General features: G+C 37.6%; 13 protein-coding genes. 1 reads left to right on the forward strand and 12 read right to left on the reverse strand.

The annotated features are described in order from the left end of the window. Positions 1–58 precede the first annotated feature (58 nt). The 11 genes from murG to mraZ form a co-directional block, all read right to left on the reverse strand. A complete protein-coding gene (murG, locus tag ACMW72_RS01550; protein WP_418367074.1) occupies positions 59–1,174 on the reverse strand; it encodes an undecaprenyldiphospho-muramoylpentapeptide beta-N-acetylglucosaminyltransferase in 1,116 nt (371 codons plus the stop codon). A gap of 14 nt (positions 1,175–1,188) precedes the next feature. Next, the gene (spoVE, locus tag ACMW72_RS01555; RefSeq protein WP_418367075.1) at positions 1,189–2,286 is read right to left on the reverse strand and encodes a stage V sporulation protein E; all 1,098 of its coding nucleotides are present in this window, start codon (positions 2,284–2,286) and stop codon (positions 1,189–1,191) included. A gap of 44 nt (positions 2,287–2,330) precedes the next feature. Then, entirely contained in the window at positions 2,331–3,689 is a 1,359-nt protein-coding gene (murD, locus tag ACMW72_RS01560) for a UDP-N-acetylmuramoyl-L-alanine--D-glutamate ligase (protein WP_418367076.1), read from the reverse strand. Next, positions 3,686–4,648: a phospho-N-acetylmuramoyl-pentapeptide-transferase gene (mraY, locus tag ACMW72_RS01565; protein ID WP_418367077.1), complete on the reverse strand. Its 963-nt coding sequence runs from the start codon at positions 4,646–4,648 to the stop codon at positions 3,686–3,688. Before mraY ends, murD begins: the two co-directional genes overlap by 4 nt. A gap of 61 nt (positions 4,649–4,709) precedes the next feature. Further along, positions 4,710–6,086: a UDP-N-acetylmuramoyl-tripeptide--D-alanyl-D-alanine ligase gene (locus ACMW72_RS01570; protein ID WP_418367078.1), complete on the reverse strand. Its 1,377-nt coding sequence runs from the start codon at positions 6,084–6,086 to the stop codon at positions 4,710–4,712. Continuing rightward, positions 6,083–7,570 carry a UDP-N-acetylmuramoyl-L-alanyl-D-glutamate--2,6-diaminopimelate ligase gene (locus tag ACMW72_RS01575; protein WP_418367079.1) on the reverse strand — a complete coding sequence of 496 codons (1,488 nt, stop codon included), beginning with the start codon at positions 7,568–7,570 and terminating at the stop codon, positions 6,083–6,085. Before ACMW72_RS01575 ends, ACMW72_RS01570 begins: the two co-directional genes overlap by 4 nt. 104 nt (positions 7,571–7,674) lie before the next feature. Next, positions 7,675–9,612 carry a stage V sporulation protein D gene (locus tag ACMW72_RS01580; protein ID WP_418367080.1) on the reverse strand — a complete coding sequence of 646 codons (1,938 nt, stop codon included), beginning with the start codon at positions 9,610–9,612 and terminating at the stop codon, positions 7,675–7,677. A gap of 122 nt (positions 9,613–9,734) precedes the next feature. After that, the gene (locus ACMW72_RS01585) at positions 9,735–11,903 is read right to left on the reverse strand and encodes a penicillin-binding protein (RefSeq protein ID WP_418367081.1); all 2,169 of its coding nucleotides are present in this window, start codon (positions 11,901–11,903) and stop codon (positions 9,735–9,737) included. Between the two features lie 20 nt (positions 11,904–11,923). After that, positions 11,924–12,304 (reverse strand): cell division protein FtsL, encoded by a 381-nt coding sequence (gene ftsL / locus ACMW72_RS01590; protein ID WP_418367082.1) that lies wholly within the window; start codon positions 12,302–12,304, stop codon positions 11,924–11,926. Positions 12,305–12,316: 12 nt separating this feature from the next. Beyond that, positions 12,317–13,249, reverse strand: coding sequence for a 16S rRNA (cytosine(1402)-N(4))-methyltransferase RsmH (gene rsmH / locus ACMW72_RS01595; protein ID WP_418367083.1), 933 nt, complete (start codon positions 13,247–13,249; stop codon positions 12,317–12,319). A gap of 18 nt (positions 13,250–13,267) precedes the next feature. After that, positions 13,268–13,699 carry a division/cell wall cluster transcriptional repressor MraZ gene (gene mraZ / locus ACMW72_RS01600; RefSeq protein WP_418367084.1) on the reverse strand — a complete coding sequence of 144 codons (432 nt, stop codon included), beginning with the start codon at positions 13,697–13,699 and terminating at the stop codon, positions 13,268–13,270. Positions 13,700–13,925: 226 nt separating this feature from the next. On the opposite strand from mraZ, the gene ACMW72_RS01605 reads away from it, so the two are divergent. After that, on the forward strand, positions 13,926–14,372 hold the full coding sequence (locus ACMW72_RS01605) for a Dps family protein (RefSeq protein ID WP_418367085.1): 447 nt from the start codon (positions 13,926–13,928) through the stop codon (positions 14,370–14,372). A 223-nt stretch (positions 14,373–14,595) separates the two neighbouring features. Here the strand turns inward: ACMW72_RS01605 and ACMW72_RS01610 are convergent, their stop codons facing one another. Next, on the reverse strand, positions 14,596–15,690 hold the full coding sequence (locus ACMW72_RS01610; protein ID WP_418367086.1) for a radical SAM protein: 1,095 nt from the start codon (positions 15,688–15,690) through the stop codon (positions 14,596–14,598). Positions 15,691–15,695 lie beyond the last annotated feature (5 nt).

Consider the following 15,695-nt stretch of genomic DNA (forward strand, 5'->3'; position numbering starts at 1 on the left):
CCTAAATTTGCTGGGTCATACGATATATTATGCCTTTTACTGAATTTGTGACAGTTGTCTACTTTTTCGTTTGAATGAGTGACTTCATGATCAATACAATTCTTCTTGCTGCATCAGGTTGTCCAATTAATTTCGATGCATGTACTACTTTTGTTCGATTTTGTTCATCCATCATTTCTAAAATGGTTTGCATAAGGATTTGGCCATTTAGTTCTTTTTCTCGAATCATTTTGGCTGCCCCTTGTTCTTCTAGCCATTTTGCATTTTTTTCTTGATGATTATTAGTTACATAAGGAGATGGAATTAAAATGGCTGGTACTCCTAATGCAGTAATTTCTGCCAATGTGGATGCACCTGCGCGACTAACAATCAGACTTGTCGCAGCCAAAATTTCAGGCATGTTATATAAGTATGGAAAAATAGAGACATTGGAATAATCCTTTAAATCAATTTCTCTGTTTTTGATTTCCCTTCGAATATGCTCATAATGAACTTCACCTGTAACATAGACAAAATGATAGTTTTGATATTGACCAAGGAGAGGTAAAATTTCTAAAAAGCATTCATTAATTGCATTTGCTCCACGACTGCCGCCAACAAATAGGATAATTTTTTTATTTGGCGAAATTCCTAATGATTGAAATCCATTCATCGGGTTAGCATTGACCACTTCCGTCGCTCGAGGATTACCCGTTAGTTCAATTCTTTTCGCATGGGAAAAATGTTCTCTTGCCCCTTCAAAGCTAATTGCTACCACATCGACATAACGGGAAAGAAATTGATTGGTTAAGCCTGGAATTACATTTTGTTCGTGAATGATCGTTGGAATTTTTTCCTTACTAGCAGCATAAAGAACTGGTCCGCATACATAGCCACCAGTTCCGATTACAACATCAGGTTGAAACTCCCGAAGGTATTTTTTTGCTGTTTTTATACCTTTTAAAAACTTAACAATCGTTTTGACATTCTCGAAAGAAAGTTTTCGTTTAAATCCAGTAATCTCAATATCAACAAAAGGTATACCTGTTTTTCCGACGATCCCTTTTTCGAGCCCCTTTTTTGAACCAATATATAAAAATTCGGCATTTGGAATCTGCTTTTTGATTTCTTTAGCAATTGCTAAGGCTGGATAAATATGTCCTCCTGTCCCTCCACCAGATAATACAACCTTCATTTCTCATCACCCATTTAACGCGAATAACGCGAGATATTTAGCAAAATTCCAATCGCTGTTAACGTTAAGGTAAGGGAAGATCCCCCATAACTTAATAAAGGAAGTGTAATTCCCGTTACAGGAAACATTCCTATCACGACACCAATATTAATGATCACTTGAATCCCAATCATGCCAATGATCCCAACTGCTAAAAAACTTCCAAATAAATCTGGCGCTGTAATAGCGACACGTAAACCCCGCCAAAGAAGAATCAAAAAAAGGACTAATACGGTAGCTCCACCAATAAACCCTAGTTCTTCGGCTAAAATCGCAAAGATAAAATCGGTTTGTGGTTCAGGTACATAGAGATGTTTTTGCCGACTCATGCCAAGACCTAATCCTATTAATCCCCCTGGTCCAATTGCATATAAAGATTGAATGAGCTGATAACCAGACCCAAGGGGATCTGACCAAGGATCTAAAAAAGCCCATATCCGCTTCATTCGATAAGGTGCAGCGGCGATTAACCCGGCAAAACCTGCTACTCCAACTAATCCTAAACCAATAAGATGTTTGAATCTCATTCCCGATACATATATCATTAAAATCGATGTTCCAACTAAAACTGTTCCTGTTCCTAAATCCGGTTGTAACATGATTAAAGCAAAAGCTGCCGCTACGATTCCTAAAGGGGGCAAAAGTCCTTTTGTAAAATAGGTGATCTTATTTTGCCTCTCAGATAAAAACTTAGCTAAAAAAATAATCATTCCTAGTTTTGTAAACTCAGACGGCTGAATACTAAAAGCACCAACACCAAGCCAACTGGTTGCCCCTCCTCGTGTTAAACCGACACCAGGAATTAAGACTACAATTAGTAAGGCAAAACTTATCGTAAGAGCAAGTTTTGCCCATTGTTTCCAAACCCAATAATCTATGCTCATCGTTACATATAATGCAGCCATTCCTAATATAGCAAAAAGCAATTGGCGTTTCACATAAAAATACCAATCCCCAACTTCGCGATAAGCCAGTACGGCACTTGCGCTAAAAACCATGACAATCCCGATTCCAAGGAGCATGATTGTGGAAAGAATAATCCACCAATCTGGATTAGATCTTGATTTTGTCATTGACCAAACCCCCACCGTGTTTCTTACAGCTTGTATTAGCCTCTTTAAATTTTATGCACGGCTTCCTTAAACATTCTTCCTCGTTCTTCAAATGAAGAAAACATATCCCAACTTGCACAAGCTGGGGATAATAAGACAACATCGCCAGATACGGCTATACGGTCCGCTAATTTTACAGCACTATCTACATTATCGACGGTATAGATTTGATCTAATCCTGCAATTTGTGCAATCTTAGCAAGTTTTTCAGCTGTTTGGCCAAAGAGAATCAATTGTTTCACATGTTGTCTGAAGGGTTCGATCAATTCCTGAAAATCAATCCCGCGGTCAAGACCACCAGCAATCAAGATCACTTTTTGTGGAAAAGATTTTAATGCCGTAATGGTTGCTGTTGGGTTTGTTGCTTTGGAATCATTATAATAGGATACGTGATTAGGGGTAGTTCGAACATATTCTAATCGATGTTCAACACCTTTAAAATCTTTTAGAACTTCACGAATCGTCTTAAAATCTGCCCCAAATAATCTAGAAGCTGTGAGCGCAGCCAACACATTTTCTAGATTATGCACCCCTTTTAAAGATAGTTCATGAACAGATAGAACAGGTTCAATCATTCCTTGATCCTTCCAATATATCATTCCTTTGTGGGCATATGCTCCTCTAACTACCTCATGTTTCGTCGAGAATAGGTAGACTTGGCTTTTGATTGATGGAATCAATTTTACGCATTCTTCACAATCTGCATTCAACACAGCAAAATCGTCAGGGGTTTGATTGAAAAACATCCTAGCTTTTGCAGCGATATAATCCTCCATCGTTTGATGATAATCTAAATGTGCCTGATAAATATTCAGTAATAGGCCAATCTTTGGTCGAAATTGTTCTGTACCTTTGAGTTGAAAGGAGCTAAGTTCGGTAACAAGAACTTGATTTTCCTCGGCTAAAATAGCTTGTTCACAAACGACTGTTCCGATATTCCCCGCAACAATTGGACGAAAATGAGCGTGTTTTAGGATCTCACCGATTAATGCAGTTGTTGTTGTCTTTCCATTTGATCCTGTAATCCCAATAAATGGAGCTTTCGCTAATTGATAGGCAACTTCTACCTCTGTAATCACTGGGATGCGTAAAGATAAAGCTTGTTGAATTGGCGGTATATGATAAGGAATCCCTGGATTCTTAATGACAAGATCCGTTTCAGACGTAATTAAGTCATCTGGGTGGGAACCACAGATGACCTTAATTCCTAAGCTTTCTAATTCCCTTTTTTCTTTGCATTGATCCTCTGGTTTTACGTCATTGACAACGATTTTTGCTCCAAGTTTGTGTAATAATTTCGCAACTGTTGTTCCACTCTTTGCTAATCCCAATACAACGATTTGTTTATTCTTATAATCCATCATCTCAACACCTCTAAATAAACTCCAATTCCTGCAAAAACGAATCCCACTAACCAAAAGACTGTCACAACTTTCCATTCTGACCAACCAGACAGTTCAAAATGATGATGAATGGGACTCATACGAAAGATTCGTTTTCCTCGGGTTTGGAATGATATTACTTGAATAATAACCGATAAGGTTTCAATGACATATACCCCGCCAATGATTACAAGAAGTAATTCAGTTTTAGTTAAAATGGCCATCGTTGCTAAGGCTCCACCAATCCCTAATGAACCCGTGTCACCCATAAATACTTTTGCAGGATGAGCATTAAAAATCAAAAATCCTAATACAGCTCCAACCATAGCAGCGCCAAAGATCGCTACTTCAAATTGTGAGTTACTTAAAGCAATAATCGAAAATGCGCCAAAGGAAATGGCGCTGCTTCCTGCCAATAAACCATCTACACCATCAGTTAAATTAACGGCATTTGACGAGCCTACTGTCATCAAGATTAAGAAAGGAAAATAAAGCCATTTTAGGTCAATTCCCCATGAAAGTCCCGGAAGATATAGCGCTGTATCAAATCCTTGTTTTTGTAAAATATAATAAAGAACTATGCCAATAAACAATTGACCAAATAATTTTTGTCTAGCAGTGAGACCTAAATTCCTTCGTTTGATAATTTTAATGAAGTCATCTAAAAATCCCAAAAAACCAAAGCCTAATGTCACAAATAATAACAAATAAAGATTCATCGTATGGGGAGCGAATTTTATTACAGTAAAAATGAGTGCTAAATAAATGATAATACCACCCATCGTCGGCGTCCCTGATTTCCCTTGATGAGATTTTGGACCCTCTTTGCGAATAGACTGTCCTGCCTTTAATTTTCTTAATACGGGGATAAATAAAGGACCAAGGAGAGTCGAGATCAAAAGCGATACAATGATGGTATAAATAATAATTCGAAGTTCCATAATCTTATCTCCTTTTTCCTAACGAAATGCCAATCTCATTCTTCTTTCTGAAATGTTCAGTTTAATTAAGAAGCTTTTGCACTACTCGTTCTAAATGCATTCCCCTTGAAGCTTTCACGAGAATGATTGAATCTTGATCAGATTGATGAAGAATAAATGGAACAATCTCATCGACATTCTGAAAATGATAAACATGGTCCTTTCTTAATCCATGTTCAATTGCACTATTTGCAATCAATCGAGCCAAATTACCAGTCGTGATTAATAAATCAATCTTCAATTCGGCACATAACCGACCTATCTCTATATGATAATACTCTGCCTGATCTCCTAATTCAAACATATCTCCTATAATCGCAATTCTTTTTTTGTATTGAGTAAGTGTTGTTAGAAGTTCTAGGCTTGCTTTCATCGACGTAGGACTCGCATTATAAGCATCATTGATTAATGTACTCCCGTTTTTTGTGATGATCTTTTCTAAACGCATACTTGTTAATTCAGGATGTTTTAATCCTTCTTTTATCTGATAGACTGGGATGCTAAACTGATTTCCCACTTCAATTGCCATTAGAGCATTGATGACATTATGAATGCCGATGATGGGAATAGAATATTCATTATCAGAAGAATCTTTAAATTGAACTTCATTTAGAGCTTGATTGATCTCTGTTGGATAACGATCGTTTGACCTATCAGTACCCACCCACCTTATTTGAAATGGTGGGTTTTGTTTCTTTAATGCATTTCGTAAAAGGGGCTCATCGCCATTTAAGATTAATACCCCATTTTCTTTCAAACCTTCAGTGATTTCTAATTTTGCCTTAGCAATATTTTCTCTCGTTTTTAAGAATTGAAGATGAGACTCGCCAATATTGGTAATTACCGCTATATCTGGTTTTGCGATTTGGGTTAAAACTTCGATTTCTCCTCGATTACTCATTCCCATTTCGATTACGGCTATCTCTGTGTCCTCTGGCATAGTTAATAAAGTTAATGGCACACCAATGTGATTATTGTAGTTCCCCTTTGTTTTATGAACCCGATATTGGGTCGCTAAAACAGAGGCAATCAGATCCTTTGTCGTAGTCTTGCCATTGCTTCCTGTGACACCAACGACTTTGGGATTGATTTTGTTTCGATAATAACATGCTAAATCTTGAAAGGCTTTTAATGTATCATCCACCAAAATAAGGGGGATTTGAATCCCTTCTGGAATGGGTTTAAAACGATTCCATAAAGCAGCAATTGCTCCTTTTTCGATTGCAGTGTCAATAAAATCATGGCCGTCAAACTGTTGACCAACCAAAGGAATAAACATCTCTCCCTGACGTATTTTTCTAGAATCTGTCCCTATTCCATGAAGGAATAAATCAGCTTCAAATGCCTGAATCACATTCCCAGATACTGCTTGAATCACTTCTTTTAAGGTAAGTTTCATTGCCCTTTTCTCCTTATCGCTTCTTTCGCGATCTCTCGATCATCAAAATGGATCACCTTATCATGCAAAATCTGATAGGTTTCATGACCTTTCCCTGCAATCACAATCACATCATCTTTTTGTGCTTGTTGAATGGCAAATTCAATCGCTTCCTTCCGATCAACAATTGCCACATACTTATTCGGGTCCACATTTGTCTCACGGATCCCGACCAAAATGTCATCAATGATTTGTTTAGGGTCCTCTGTTCGGGGATTATCGGATGTAACAACAGCCATATCACTATATTTAACAGCGATTTTCCCCATCAGCGGACGTTTGGTCTTATCTCGATCTCCACCTGCACCAAACACACAATAAATTTTACCTTTCGCAAACTCTTTTACAGTTTTCAAAACATTCTCCAAACTATCGGGAGTATGAGCATAATCCACTAAGACCGCAAAATCTTGGCCTAAGGTAACTGGTTCAAATCGACCATCTACCCCACTAACTTCTTCTAAACTTTTCTTCATGGATTCTAGGGGGATCCCTTCTATCAAACCAACCGTAATCGCAGCTAACGCATTATATATGTTGAATTTGCCTACAAGCTTTAGCTGCAAATCAATTGAACCTTTAAAAGTTTCAACGGTAAATTGATTCCCTTGCGCTGTAATCTTAATGTTTATTGCACGAACATCAGCATCATGATCGATTCCATATGTAATCACCTGAGCAGGCGTGATCTTCCGATAATATTCACTTGCCTCATCATCTGCGTTTAGTACCGCATATTGATTTTCCCTTGTTTGGTTTGAGTATACATTTCCCAACTGGGAGAATAAAAGTCCTTTTGCTTGGCGATAATGTTCCATAGTGCCATGGTAGTCTAAGTGATCTTGTGTGAGGTTCGTAAACACGCCGATATGATATTTCACTCCCCGAACCCTACCCATATCAAGAGCATGGGAAGAAACCTCCATCACCGCATAATTTGCGCCTACCTCAACCATTTTTGCCAAAGATCGTTGTAATTCGAGGGCATCAGGAGTGGTATTTTTCACATCATATACCTCATTGCCAATCTTCATTTTAATCGTTCCAATTAATCCTGTTATATGTCCTTGATCAGATAAAATTTTATCGATCAAATAAGTCGTTGTTGTTTTTCCATTTGTTCCTGTTACACCTATCACTTTCAAATGTTGAGATGGATGGCTATAGAAACGGTCGGATAAAAACGCCATCGCAAAACGGCTATCTTTAACAATGACTTGTGGTACGGCAACGGGCAATTCACGTTCACAAATGAGTGCGACTGCTCCATTTTCAATTGCCTTTTGTGCAAAATCATGCCCATCTACAGTAAAGCCGGGTACACAAAGAAAAACATTCCCTGGCCTAACTTTTCGCGAATCGACTTCGATACCATTTATTTCCACATCAATGCTACCAATGATTTTTGCAGTAAGTAATGGTTCTATCAAATGGCTTAATTTCATCCTACGAACCTCCAGTTTTCTTATATATAAACAATAACAGGAACAAAATGACTCAACAGAAAAGCCAGGCAACCATTTTCCTGGCATATAACATCAAATTTATTTTAATCTCCTTTTTTCTGATTGTCACCCATATATATTCGTAAAATTGAACCTTTTTTTACTCGAGTTCCAGGTTTTGGGATCTGTTCGAAAACAACATCCCCTGTTCCTTCTACCTCTAAAGTAAAGCCTGTATAATAACTGTTGATGAGATCATGTTTTGTCTTCCCAATTAAATTGGGAACTTCTACATAGGGTGTATCAATGCCATAACGATAATTTTTCTCTAATTGTTCTTTCCTTTTTGGTACTTCTAAATATTGCAGTGTAGAGTCCAAGATATTTTTTACAATCGGAGCTGCAACAGTCCCCCCAAATTGAACCGTCCCTTTTGGGTTATCAATAGCAACATAAATCACAACTTTAGGCTTATCAGCCGGTGCAAAGCCTATAAAAGAAACAATATGATTATTTTCTAAATATCTGCCATTAGGTCCTACTTTTTGTGCGGTACCTGTTTTTCCCCCTACACGATACCCATCGATGTAAGCATTTCGTCCTGTTCCATTAGCGACTACGCTTTCTAATGTTTTTCTGACTTGTTCTGATGTTTCAGGAGAAATGACTTGGCGTTTAACTTGTGGTTGAATTGTTTTTAATACTTTTCCCGTCTCTGGATCACGAACTTCTTTCAACAAATGAGGTGTTAACAACTTTCCGCCATTAATGGCAGCAGCTACAGCTACCACCTGCTGAATTGGGGTGACAGAAACGCCCTGTCCAAAGGATGTAGTCGCTAGATTGACAGGGTTTAAGATCCCTTTTTTACTAAATAAGATCCCTTTTTGTTCACCATATAAATCAATTCCTGTTTTTTCGCCAAAGCCAAATTTTTTGATATAGGAATAAAGTTTTTCCGCCCCCAATTTTTGTCCCATAACGACAAAACCAGGGTTGCAAGAGTTTTCCACCACTTGTAAAAACGTTTCCGAACCGTGACCTCCATCTTTCCAACAATGTAAGGTTGAATCTGCTACCTTAATATAGCCTGGATCAAAAAAGTGATCATCTAAATGAATCGTTTTTTCTTCTAGTGAAGCAGCCAACGTAATAATCTTAAACGTGGATCCCGGCTCATATGCCATCCATATGGGTAAATTGCGATTATACGTTTCACTAGGATATTGATTAAACCGGCTAGGATCATAATTAGGCCTGCTTGCCATTCCTAAAATTTCTCCAGTATTTGGATCCATCGCGATAGCAATTGCATGATCTGGACTGTAAGTTGCCACTGCTTGATCTAATTCTCGTTCAATAAAAAATTGAATATTTTTATCAATGGTTAAAACGAGATCATAACCGTTTTTTGGCGGGATGAAACGTTGGCTTTGACCTGGCATCTTTCTTCCTTTTGCATCCGCATAGAAGGATATAGCACCATTTTTTCCTTTTAACAATTCATCATAAACGACTTCAATCCCTGCTAATCCTTGATTATCAATGCCAACAAATCCCAATATATGTGAAGCTAAATCCTTCTCAGGATAGTAACGCTTACTCTCTTCAGTGATGGCTATCCCTGGTAATTTTAATTTTTCAATCTCATTCGCTTTTTCTTCAGGAATTTTTCTCGCTACACGAACGATTAATTCTTTTTGTGTGATTAATTTATAGATTTTTTCTTGACTCATTCCGAGGATATTTGCTAATTCTTTTGCTGTATAGTTGGGATCTTTAATTTGAACAGGAATCGCCATAACCGATGGTGCACTAATATTATAAGCTAAAACCTCTCCATCCCTCGTAAAAATCTTTCCTCGTTTGGCTTCAACGGGTATATCTCGACTCCACAAATCTTCTGCTTTCTCCGCTAACCATTGACCTTTCGCTAATTGTATATAGCCAAGTCTTCCAATAAGTGTGACAAAGAGAAGACTCCCTATAACGAAAGAAAGCCAGATTCTTTTCCGAACCGTAACTTGTGAAACTCGCCGCACGATTTGTCCCCCTTTTTTATCCATCACTCTTTTTAAAAATATTCATTTGGTAAAAAAGATAGAACAAGCCAATACGGGAAGAACTACAGTTTGATTCAGAAATTTAATCTGGCCATCTTTCACTATTCTTTTTTAGAATCAACATAAACATTCGGTTCATTCTCGATTGCTTGATCACTTAACTTTAATTCTAATATTTGACCTGTGTAAAGAGTATTCGGCGCTTCACTTTGCTCCCTAACAAAACCGCTGCCTACAATTTTAATGGAAATATCTAAGGCGGAACAATACTCCATCGCTTCTCGTAAAGATTTTCCTCTAAGATCGGGAATTCGAATCTCCTCTTTGGGTATCGTAATCAAATAAACATGTTCACCAAGAGCTAATTGGTTACCTGCCTTTGGATATTGGGCTAGTATGGTTTTCCCATCACCAATCACAATCGGAATTATCCCTTGTACCTTTAATTTTTTTTCTATAGTTGAAACCGACTGGTTGAGAAAATTTTCAAGCTCTATATGACGTAATTCCTCATTACTTGTCTTTGTCTTGGTATCCATTGGTACTTTTAAATAACGAAGACTGTTTTGCATGATGTCTTTAAAAATCGGTGCCGCAATAGTACTTCCAAAGTATGGTGTGTCTCCCACATTTGGTTGTTCAACAACAACATAAGTAAGCAATTTGGGATCATTAGCTGGGGCAAAACCGATAAAGGAGACAATATATTTCCCTTTTAAATATCCCTTTCCATTGGGATTGGGAATTTGTGCTGTACCTGTTTTACCTGCAACATGATACCCTTCAATATATCCTGGACGATTATCAAATTCAACAACTTTCTCTAAAACTTCCCTTGTTTTACGAGCGGTTTCTTCGGAAATCACTTGTCCTTTTTCCTTAGGTGCATTTTTGAAGATTACTTGGTGAGTCTTAGAGTCACGAATTTCTTTGACGATGTAAGGCGTCATTAAATGTCCACCATTTGCAACTGCTGATACGGCCATTACCTGTTGAATAGGAGTAACAGCTACCCCTTGTCCAAAAGACATAGTTGCAACATCAATGGGACGTGCCTCCATTTCATCTCTCATAATCCCACTCATTTCACCAGGCAAGTCGATTCCTGTTTTCTGATCAAAGCCGAAATCGCGAATATAAGAGAAAAGTTTTTCCTTTCCTAACCTTTCATACCCTAAATGGACAAAGGCAACGTTACTTGATCGTTGAACACCTTCTAAGAAAGAGATCCTTCCCCATCCTTGTCCATTATTATGGTCTTTGATCGTTCCTCCTGGAACATGAATCGAACCGGATAAGTATTTTTCATTTGGATTGAAAACCCCTTCTTGAATCGCTGCTGCTAATGTGACAATCTTAAACGTAGATCCTGGTTCAAATTGATAACTGGTTATATAGTTACGGTAATCCTGAATCTTCCAATATTCATTTGGATCAAAAGTAGGACGATTTGCCATCGCCAAGATTTCACCAGTTTTTGGGTTAGCTACGATCGCCATCATCTTTTTGGGATGGTACATCGCTTCTGCTTTATCTAAAGCATTTTCTACGTATTGTTGAATCGTTTTATCAATCGTTAATACGAGTTCATTTCCGTCTTTTGCCGGTTTGAAATATTCCTGTCCATCAGGTAATTGGTAACCTTTTGGATCTTTCTTAACCTTTATCTCCCCTGGTTCCCCGCGTAAATATTGATCATATTGTAATTCAATACCCATCGCACCAACTTGTATTTCACTTTTCGTTTTTTCATCGATCTTATAGTTGACAAATCCCAACATGTTTGCCGCTAGAGAATGATTGGGGTAATATCTTTTCGTTTCCTCGCGCAAAAAAATTCCAGGTAAGTTCAATTTTTTTATCTGATCAGCGGTTTCTTTATCAATTTTTCTCCCGCCATTTTTCAGTTCAACCTGATAAGCTTTCTTCGTTAACATCGAATATAGCGTACTTTGGTCTATGTTTAGTAAGGGCGATAATTTTTGTGCTGTCATTAAGGGGTCTTTGACATGATTCTCATAATTTTTTGATAGAACGGCAATTACTGAATAAGCCGAGGCATTATAAGCTAACGGTTCATTATTCCTGTCATAGATCGTTCCTCTTTTCGGTTTTAAAACCATCGATTCATCCCATAAATTTCGCGCCTTTTCTTGCAACATCTTTGCATCTACAATTTGAATATAAAAAATCCGTACGATTAAAAGGAAAAAGAGTGCGGTTACACCAAAACCAATCCAGAGTGAACGTTTTTTCAAGTTGTTTTTCATTGCAAACGCACCCCTAATCGTTATTGTTTAGGATTTAATTGATTGGATAACATAATGACTTGTTCTTCGTTTAACTTCATTCCTAACCTCTCTTTTGCAATTGCTAAAATTCGTTCAGGTGAACTTAACTCGGCAATTTTCAGTTGCAAATTTTCATTTTCTATTTGAATGGCTTTTATTGATTGTTCCTGTTTTTGAATCTGGTAGTTATATTCAACGATTTGTGCATAATTAGAAATAATCACACTTGCAATTGCACCAACTATTAAGACGGTAACAAGATAAAATAGTTTTTCTCCAATTGGTATTGAGGATTTCTTTATTTTTATGGCTGATTTTTTATGAACCGTCTGTTTTTCTCTTAATTGATAAGCTAGATTTCCATTCGTATAATATGCCATTGAATATTCCTCCTAAAGTTTCTCCGCTATTCTTAATTTTGCTGAACGTGCCCTTTTGTTCTTCTCTATTTCTTCTTTGCTTGGAACGATTGGTTTTTTGGTAATGATTTTGATTGTGGGTGTTTGCCCGCAAGTACATATAGGGAAATCGGAGGGACAAATACATCCTCTTGCATGCTCAGCAAATACCTGTTTACATATCCGATCTTCTAAAGAATGAAAGGTAATCACACTCACTCTTCCACCTGGATTAAGAATGTCAATTGCATCGTGAAGGGTCTTTTCAAATACGTTTAACTCATCATTGACTGCTATCCGAATCGCTTGAAAGGTTCTTCTTGCTGGATGGGGTCCTGATCTCCTGGCTGGTGCTGGGATTGCATCTTTGATGATATCAACCAGTTCACCCGTTGTTTCGATTCTTTTCTTCCTTCGATATTCCCCAATTTTTTTTGCAATTTGCTTTGCAAATTTTTCTTCTCCATATTGGGAGATAATTCTGGCTAATTCTTGTTCCGCCCATTCATTTACAACGATCTCTGCTGTTAATTCTTGGCTTCGATCCATCCTCATATCTAACGGAGCATCATATTGATAACTAAAACCCCGTTCTTCTTCATCCAGTTGGGGAGATGAAACCCCTAAATCAAAAAGTATACCATCTACCTTTTTGATTCCCCGCTCATTTAGGACCTCTTTAAGGTATTTAAAATTCGTTTTAATCAGTGTTACTTTATTTTGATAAGGTTTTAGTCGTTCTTTAGCTGCCTTAATTGCATATTCGTCCTGATCAAGGCTAAAAAGATGGCCATTATCTCTTAATATCGATGCAATTTTTTCTGAATGTCCTCCCCCGCCTAATGTACAATCCACATAAACTCCGTCTCCTTTGATATTTAAACCTGCAACGGCTTCATCCAATAAGACTGTGGTATGTTGAAACATGATGAGTTACCTCCACGGTTATAAGTCAAAATCAACGATTTTTTCCGCGATTTCATTGAAAGATTCTTCCGATTCCTCATAATATACTTCCCAAAGTTTCTTACTCCAAAGTTCCACCCGATTGGAAACCCCGATAAATACACATTCTTTTTCCAACTCAGCATATTCACGTAAGTTTACCGGAATACTGACTCTCCCTTGTTTATCGATTTCGCATTCTGTAGCACCGGAAAAGAAAAACCGTGTGAATTTCCTTGCATCTGCTTTGGTAAAGGGTAATGATTTAAGTTTTTGTTCGATTTCTTTCCATTCCGATTGGGGGTAAATAAATAACGATTTATCTAAACCTCTTGTGATGATAAATACATTTCCTAGTTCTTCGCGGAATTTAGCGGGAATGATGACTCGTCCTTTGTCATCAATATTATGTTGAAATTCACCCATAAACATGCCAAGTCACCCCCACTAATCCACCATTTTAATCCACTTTCCTCCACTATGCACCACTTGACTATCCATATTCTGCAAAACAAAAAAAAAATCCTGCTTATTTACAGGACTTTTTTAAAAATAGTACTTTATACCTTGTACCATGTATCCACTTATAAAAACAACTCGTCTGGATAACATATTAAATGAACTGCAAAACCATTGGAAAAAGAGGTGTTTCTTTTTTATGGAACCTACACAAACCTTAACAGATATGTTAAATAAGCAAATCTCAAATTTTGGTGTATTATTTGTAAAACTCCACAATTATCATTGGTTTGTAACAGGAGAAGGTTTTTATGAGTTGCATAAAAAATTTGAGGAATTTTACAATGAAGCTGCGGGTTACGTAGATAAATTGGCCGAAAGGCTATTAGCTATTAATGGCAGACCAGTTGCCACAATGAAAGAATTTTTACAACAAACTTCAATCACTGAATCAAGTGGAAATGAAAATGCACAACAAATGGTACAAAATGTTGCAAACGATTTTAATACAATTATTAGTGAGTTAAAACAAGGAATTGAGGTAGCTGAACGAGAAAAAGATCATCCTACGGTAGATATGCTTATCCATATTTGCAAGAATTTAGAAAAACATGTATGGATGTTAAACGCATATTTGCGTAAATAGAACACTGGCTTGTATGATTCTAACACGCTTCTATACCTCGCGGCTTTCCTGGAATAAACAATCGGAAGAAAAGCTCGCTCGCCAAAGTCGCGCTTATAGAATCATACAAGCCAGAATCCGAAAAAAATTTTCATTCAAAAGAAATACACGCACAACGGAGTGCGTTGGTATAGACAAACCTATTCTGTTCCTAACCCTAATTGAGCCTAGCATAAGCTAGACTTTAACGAACAATTGAAGGTTCATATATACAATAGGGTTCTTCTGCCATATAATTACCCGTTTCATAAAACGCTCTGGCTCGGCATCCCATACAGACATGTTGATATTCACATATACCACATTTTCCTTCTAATTGAGATTGATCGCGAAGGCGAAGAAACACAGGGGAATCATTCCATATCTCTTCGATCCTTTGTTGTTTGACATCTCCCGCTTCAACTGGAAGATAGCCACAGGGTTGTACTTTTCCTTTATAAGAGATAAAGAAAACGCCTGTACCTGCAAGACATCCTTTCGTCATAGCTGCCATTCCGTGTGTTTGAAATGTAATGCGTTCTCCCCGTTCTTTTGCTTTTTGGCGTATAATCCGATAATAATGGGGTGCACAAGTGGCTTTGATCTCTAAAGGTACTTCGCGTGATTGTTCATAAAACCAACTGAGTACTTCTTCATATTGTTCAGCTGGTAACATTTCATTATCCGCGATTTGAATCCCACAACCGACAGGAACAAGCATGAATAAATGTAACGCAACTGCTTTCTTCTCAACAGCAAGCCTAAGAATATCCTCAATCTCTCTTACGTTATGTTTACTTATCGTCGTGTTAAACTGAACATCGACTCCTGCATCTTGGAGGAATTTCGCTCCTTGCAGCGCTAAATCAAATGCTCCATCAATCCCCCGGAATCCATCATGGGTTTGTTTATTTGCGCCATCAATACTAATCGAGACTCGTTTTATCCCAATTTCCTTGATTTTCCTAGCGGTGATTTGATCAATCAAGGTACCATTTGTTGCTAAGGCCACTTTCAACCCTCTGTTGATTGCATATGTAGCAATTTCAAAAAAATCAGGGCGATATAATGGTTCTCCACCTGTTAAAACAAGAATCGGATCTGAGAACGAAGCAATCTCATCAATAACGCGAAATGCTTCTTCTGTTGTTAACTCATCCTGATTCCGAATTGGCTTAGCCGTGGCACGACAATGGACGCATTTTAAATTACACCCCTCAGTTAATTCCCAAAAAACAAGACGTGGAATATACGCTTTTTGCGAGAACGATCCCATATTTCCTTGTATCAAATAACCCATACGTA

The organism is Tepidibacillus sp. LV47 (genome assembly GCF_048381575.1).
Classification (GTDB): Bacteria; Bacillota; Bacilli; order Tepidibacillales; family Tepidibacillaceae; genus Tepidibacillus.

Coding starts and splice junctions, on each gene's coding strand:
- mraY (WP_418367077.1), bottom strand. CDS start 4,648: ATGGAACTTCGAATTATTATTTATACCATCATTGTATCGCTTTTGATC.
- murG (WP_418367074.1), bottom strand. CDS start 1,174: ATGAAGGTTGTATTATCTGGTGGAGGGACAGGAGGACATATTTATCCA.
- murD (WP_418367076.1), bottom strand. CDS start 3,689: ATGATGGATTATAAGAATAAACAAATCGTTGTATTGGGATTAGCAAAG.
- ACMW72_RS01610 (WP_418367086.1), bottom strand. CDS start 15,690: ATGGGTTATTTGATACAAGGAAATATGGGATCGTTCTCGCAAAAAGCG.
- spoVE (WP_418367075.1), bottom strand. CDS start 2,286: ATGACAAAATCAAGATCTAATCCAGATTGGTGGATTATTCTTTCCACA.
- mraZ (WP_418367084.1), bottom strand. CDS start 13,699: ATGTTTATGGGTGAATTTCAACATAATATTGATGACAAAGGACGAGTC.
- ACMW72_RS01605 (WP_418367085.1), top strand. CDS start 13,926: ATGGAACCTACACAAACCTTAACAGATATGTTAAATAAGCAAATCTCA.
- ACMW72_RS01585 (WP_418367081.1), bottom strand. CDS start 11,903: ATGAAAAACAACTTGAAAAAACGTTCACTCTGGATTGGTTTTGGTGTA.
- ACMW72_RS01575 (WP_418367079.1), bottom strand. CDS start 7,570: ATGAAATTAAGCCATTTGATAGAACCATTACTTACTGCAAAAATCATT.
- ACMW72_RS01570 (WP_418367078.1), bottom strand. CDS start 6,086: ATGAAACTTACCTTAAAAGAAGTGATTCAAGCAGTATCTGGGAATGTG.
- ftsL (WP_418367082.1), bottom strand. CDS start 12,304: ATGGCATATTATACGAATGGAAATCTAGCTTATCAATTAAGAGAAAAA.
- rsmH (WP_418367083.1), bottom strand. CDS start 13,249: ATGTTTCAACATACCACAGTCTTATTGGATGAAGCCGTTGCAGGTTTA.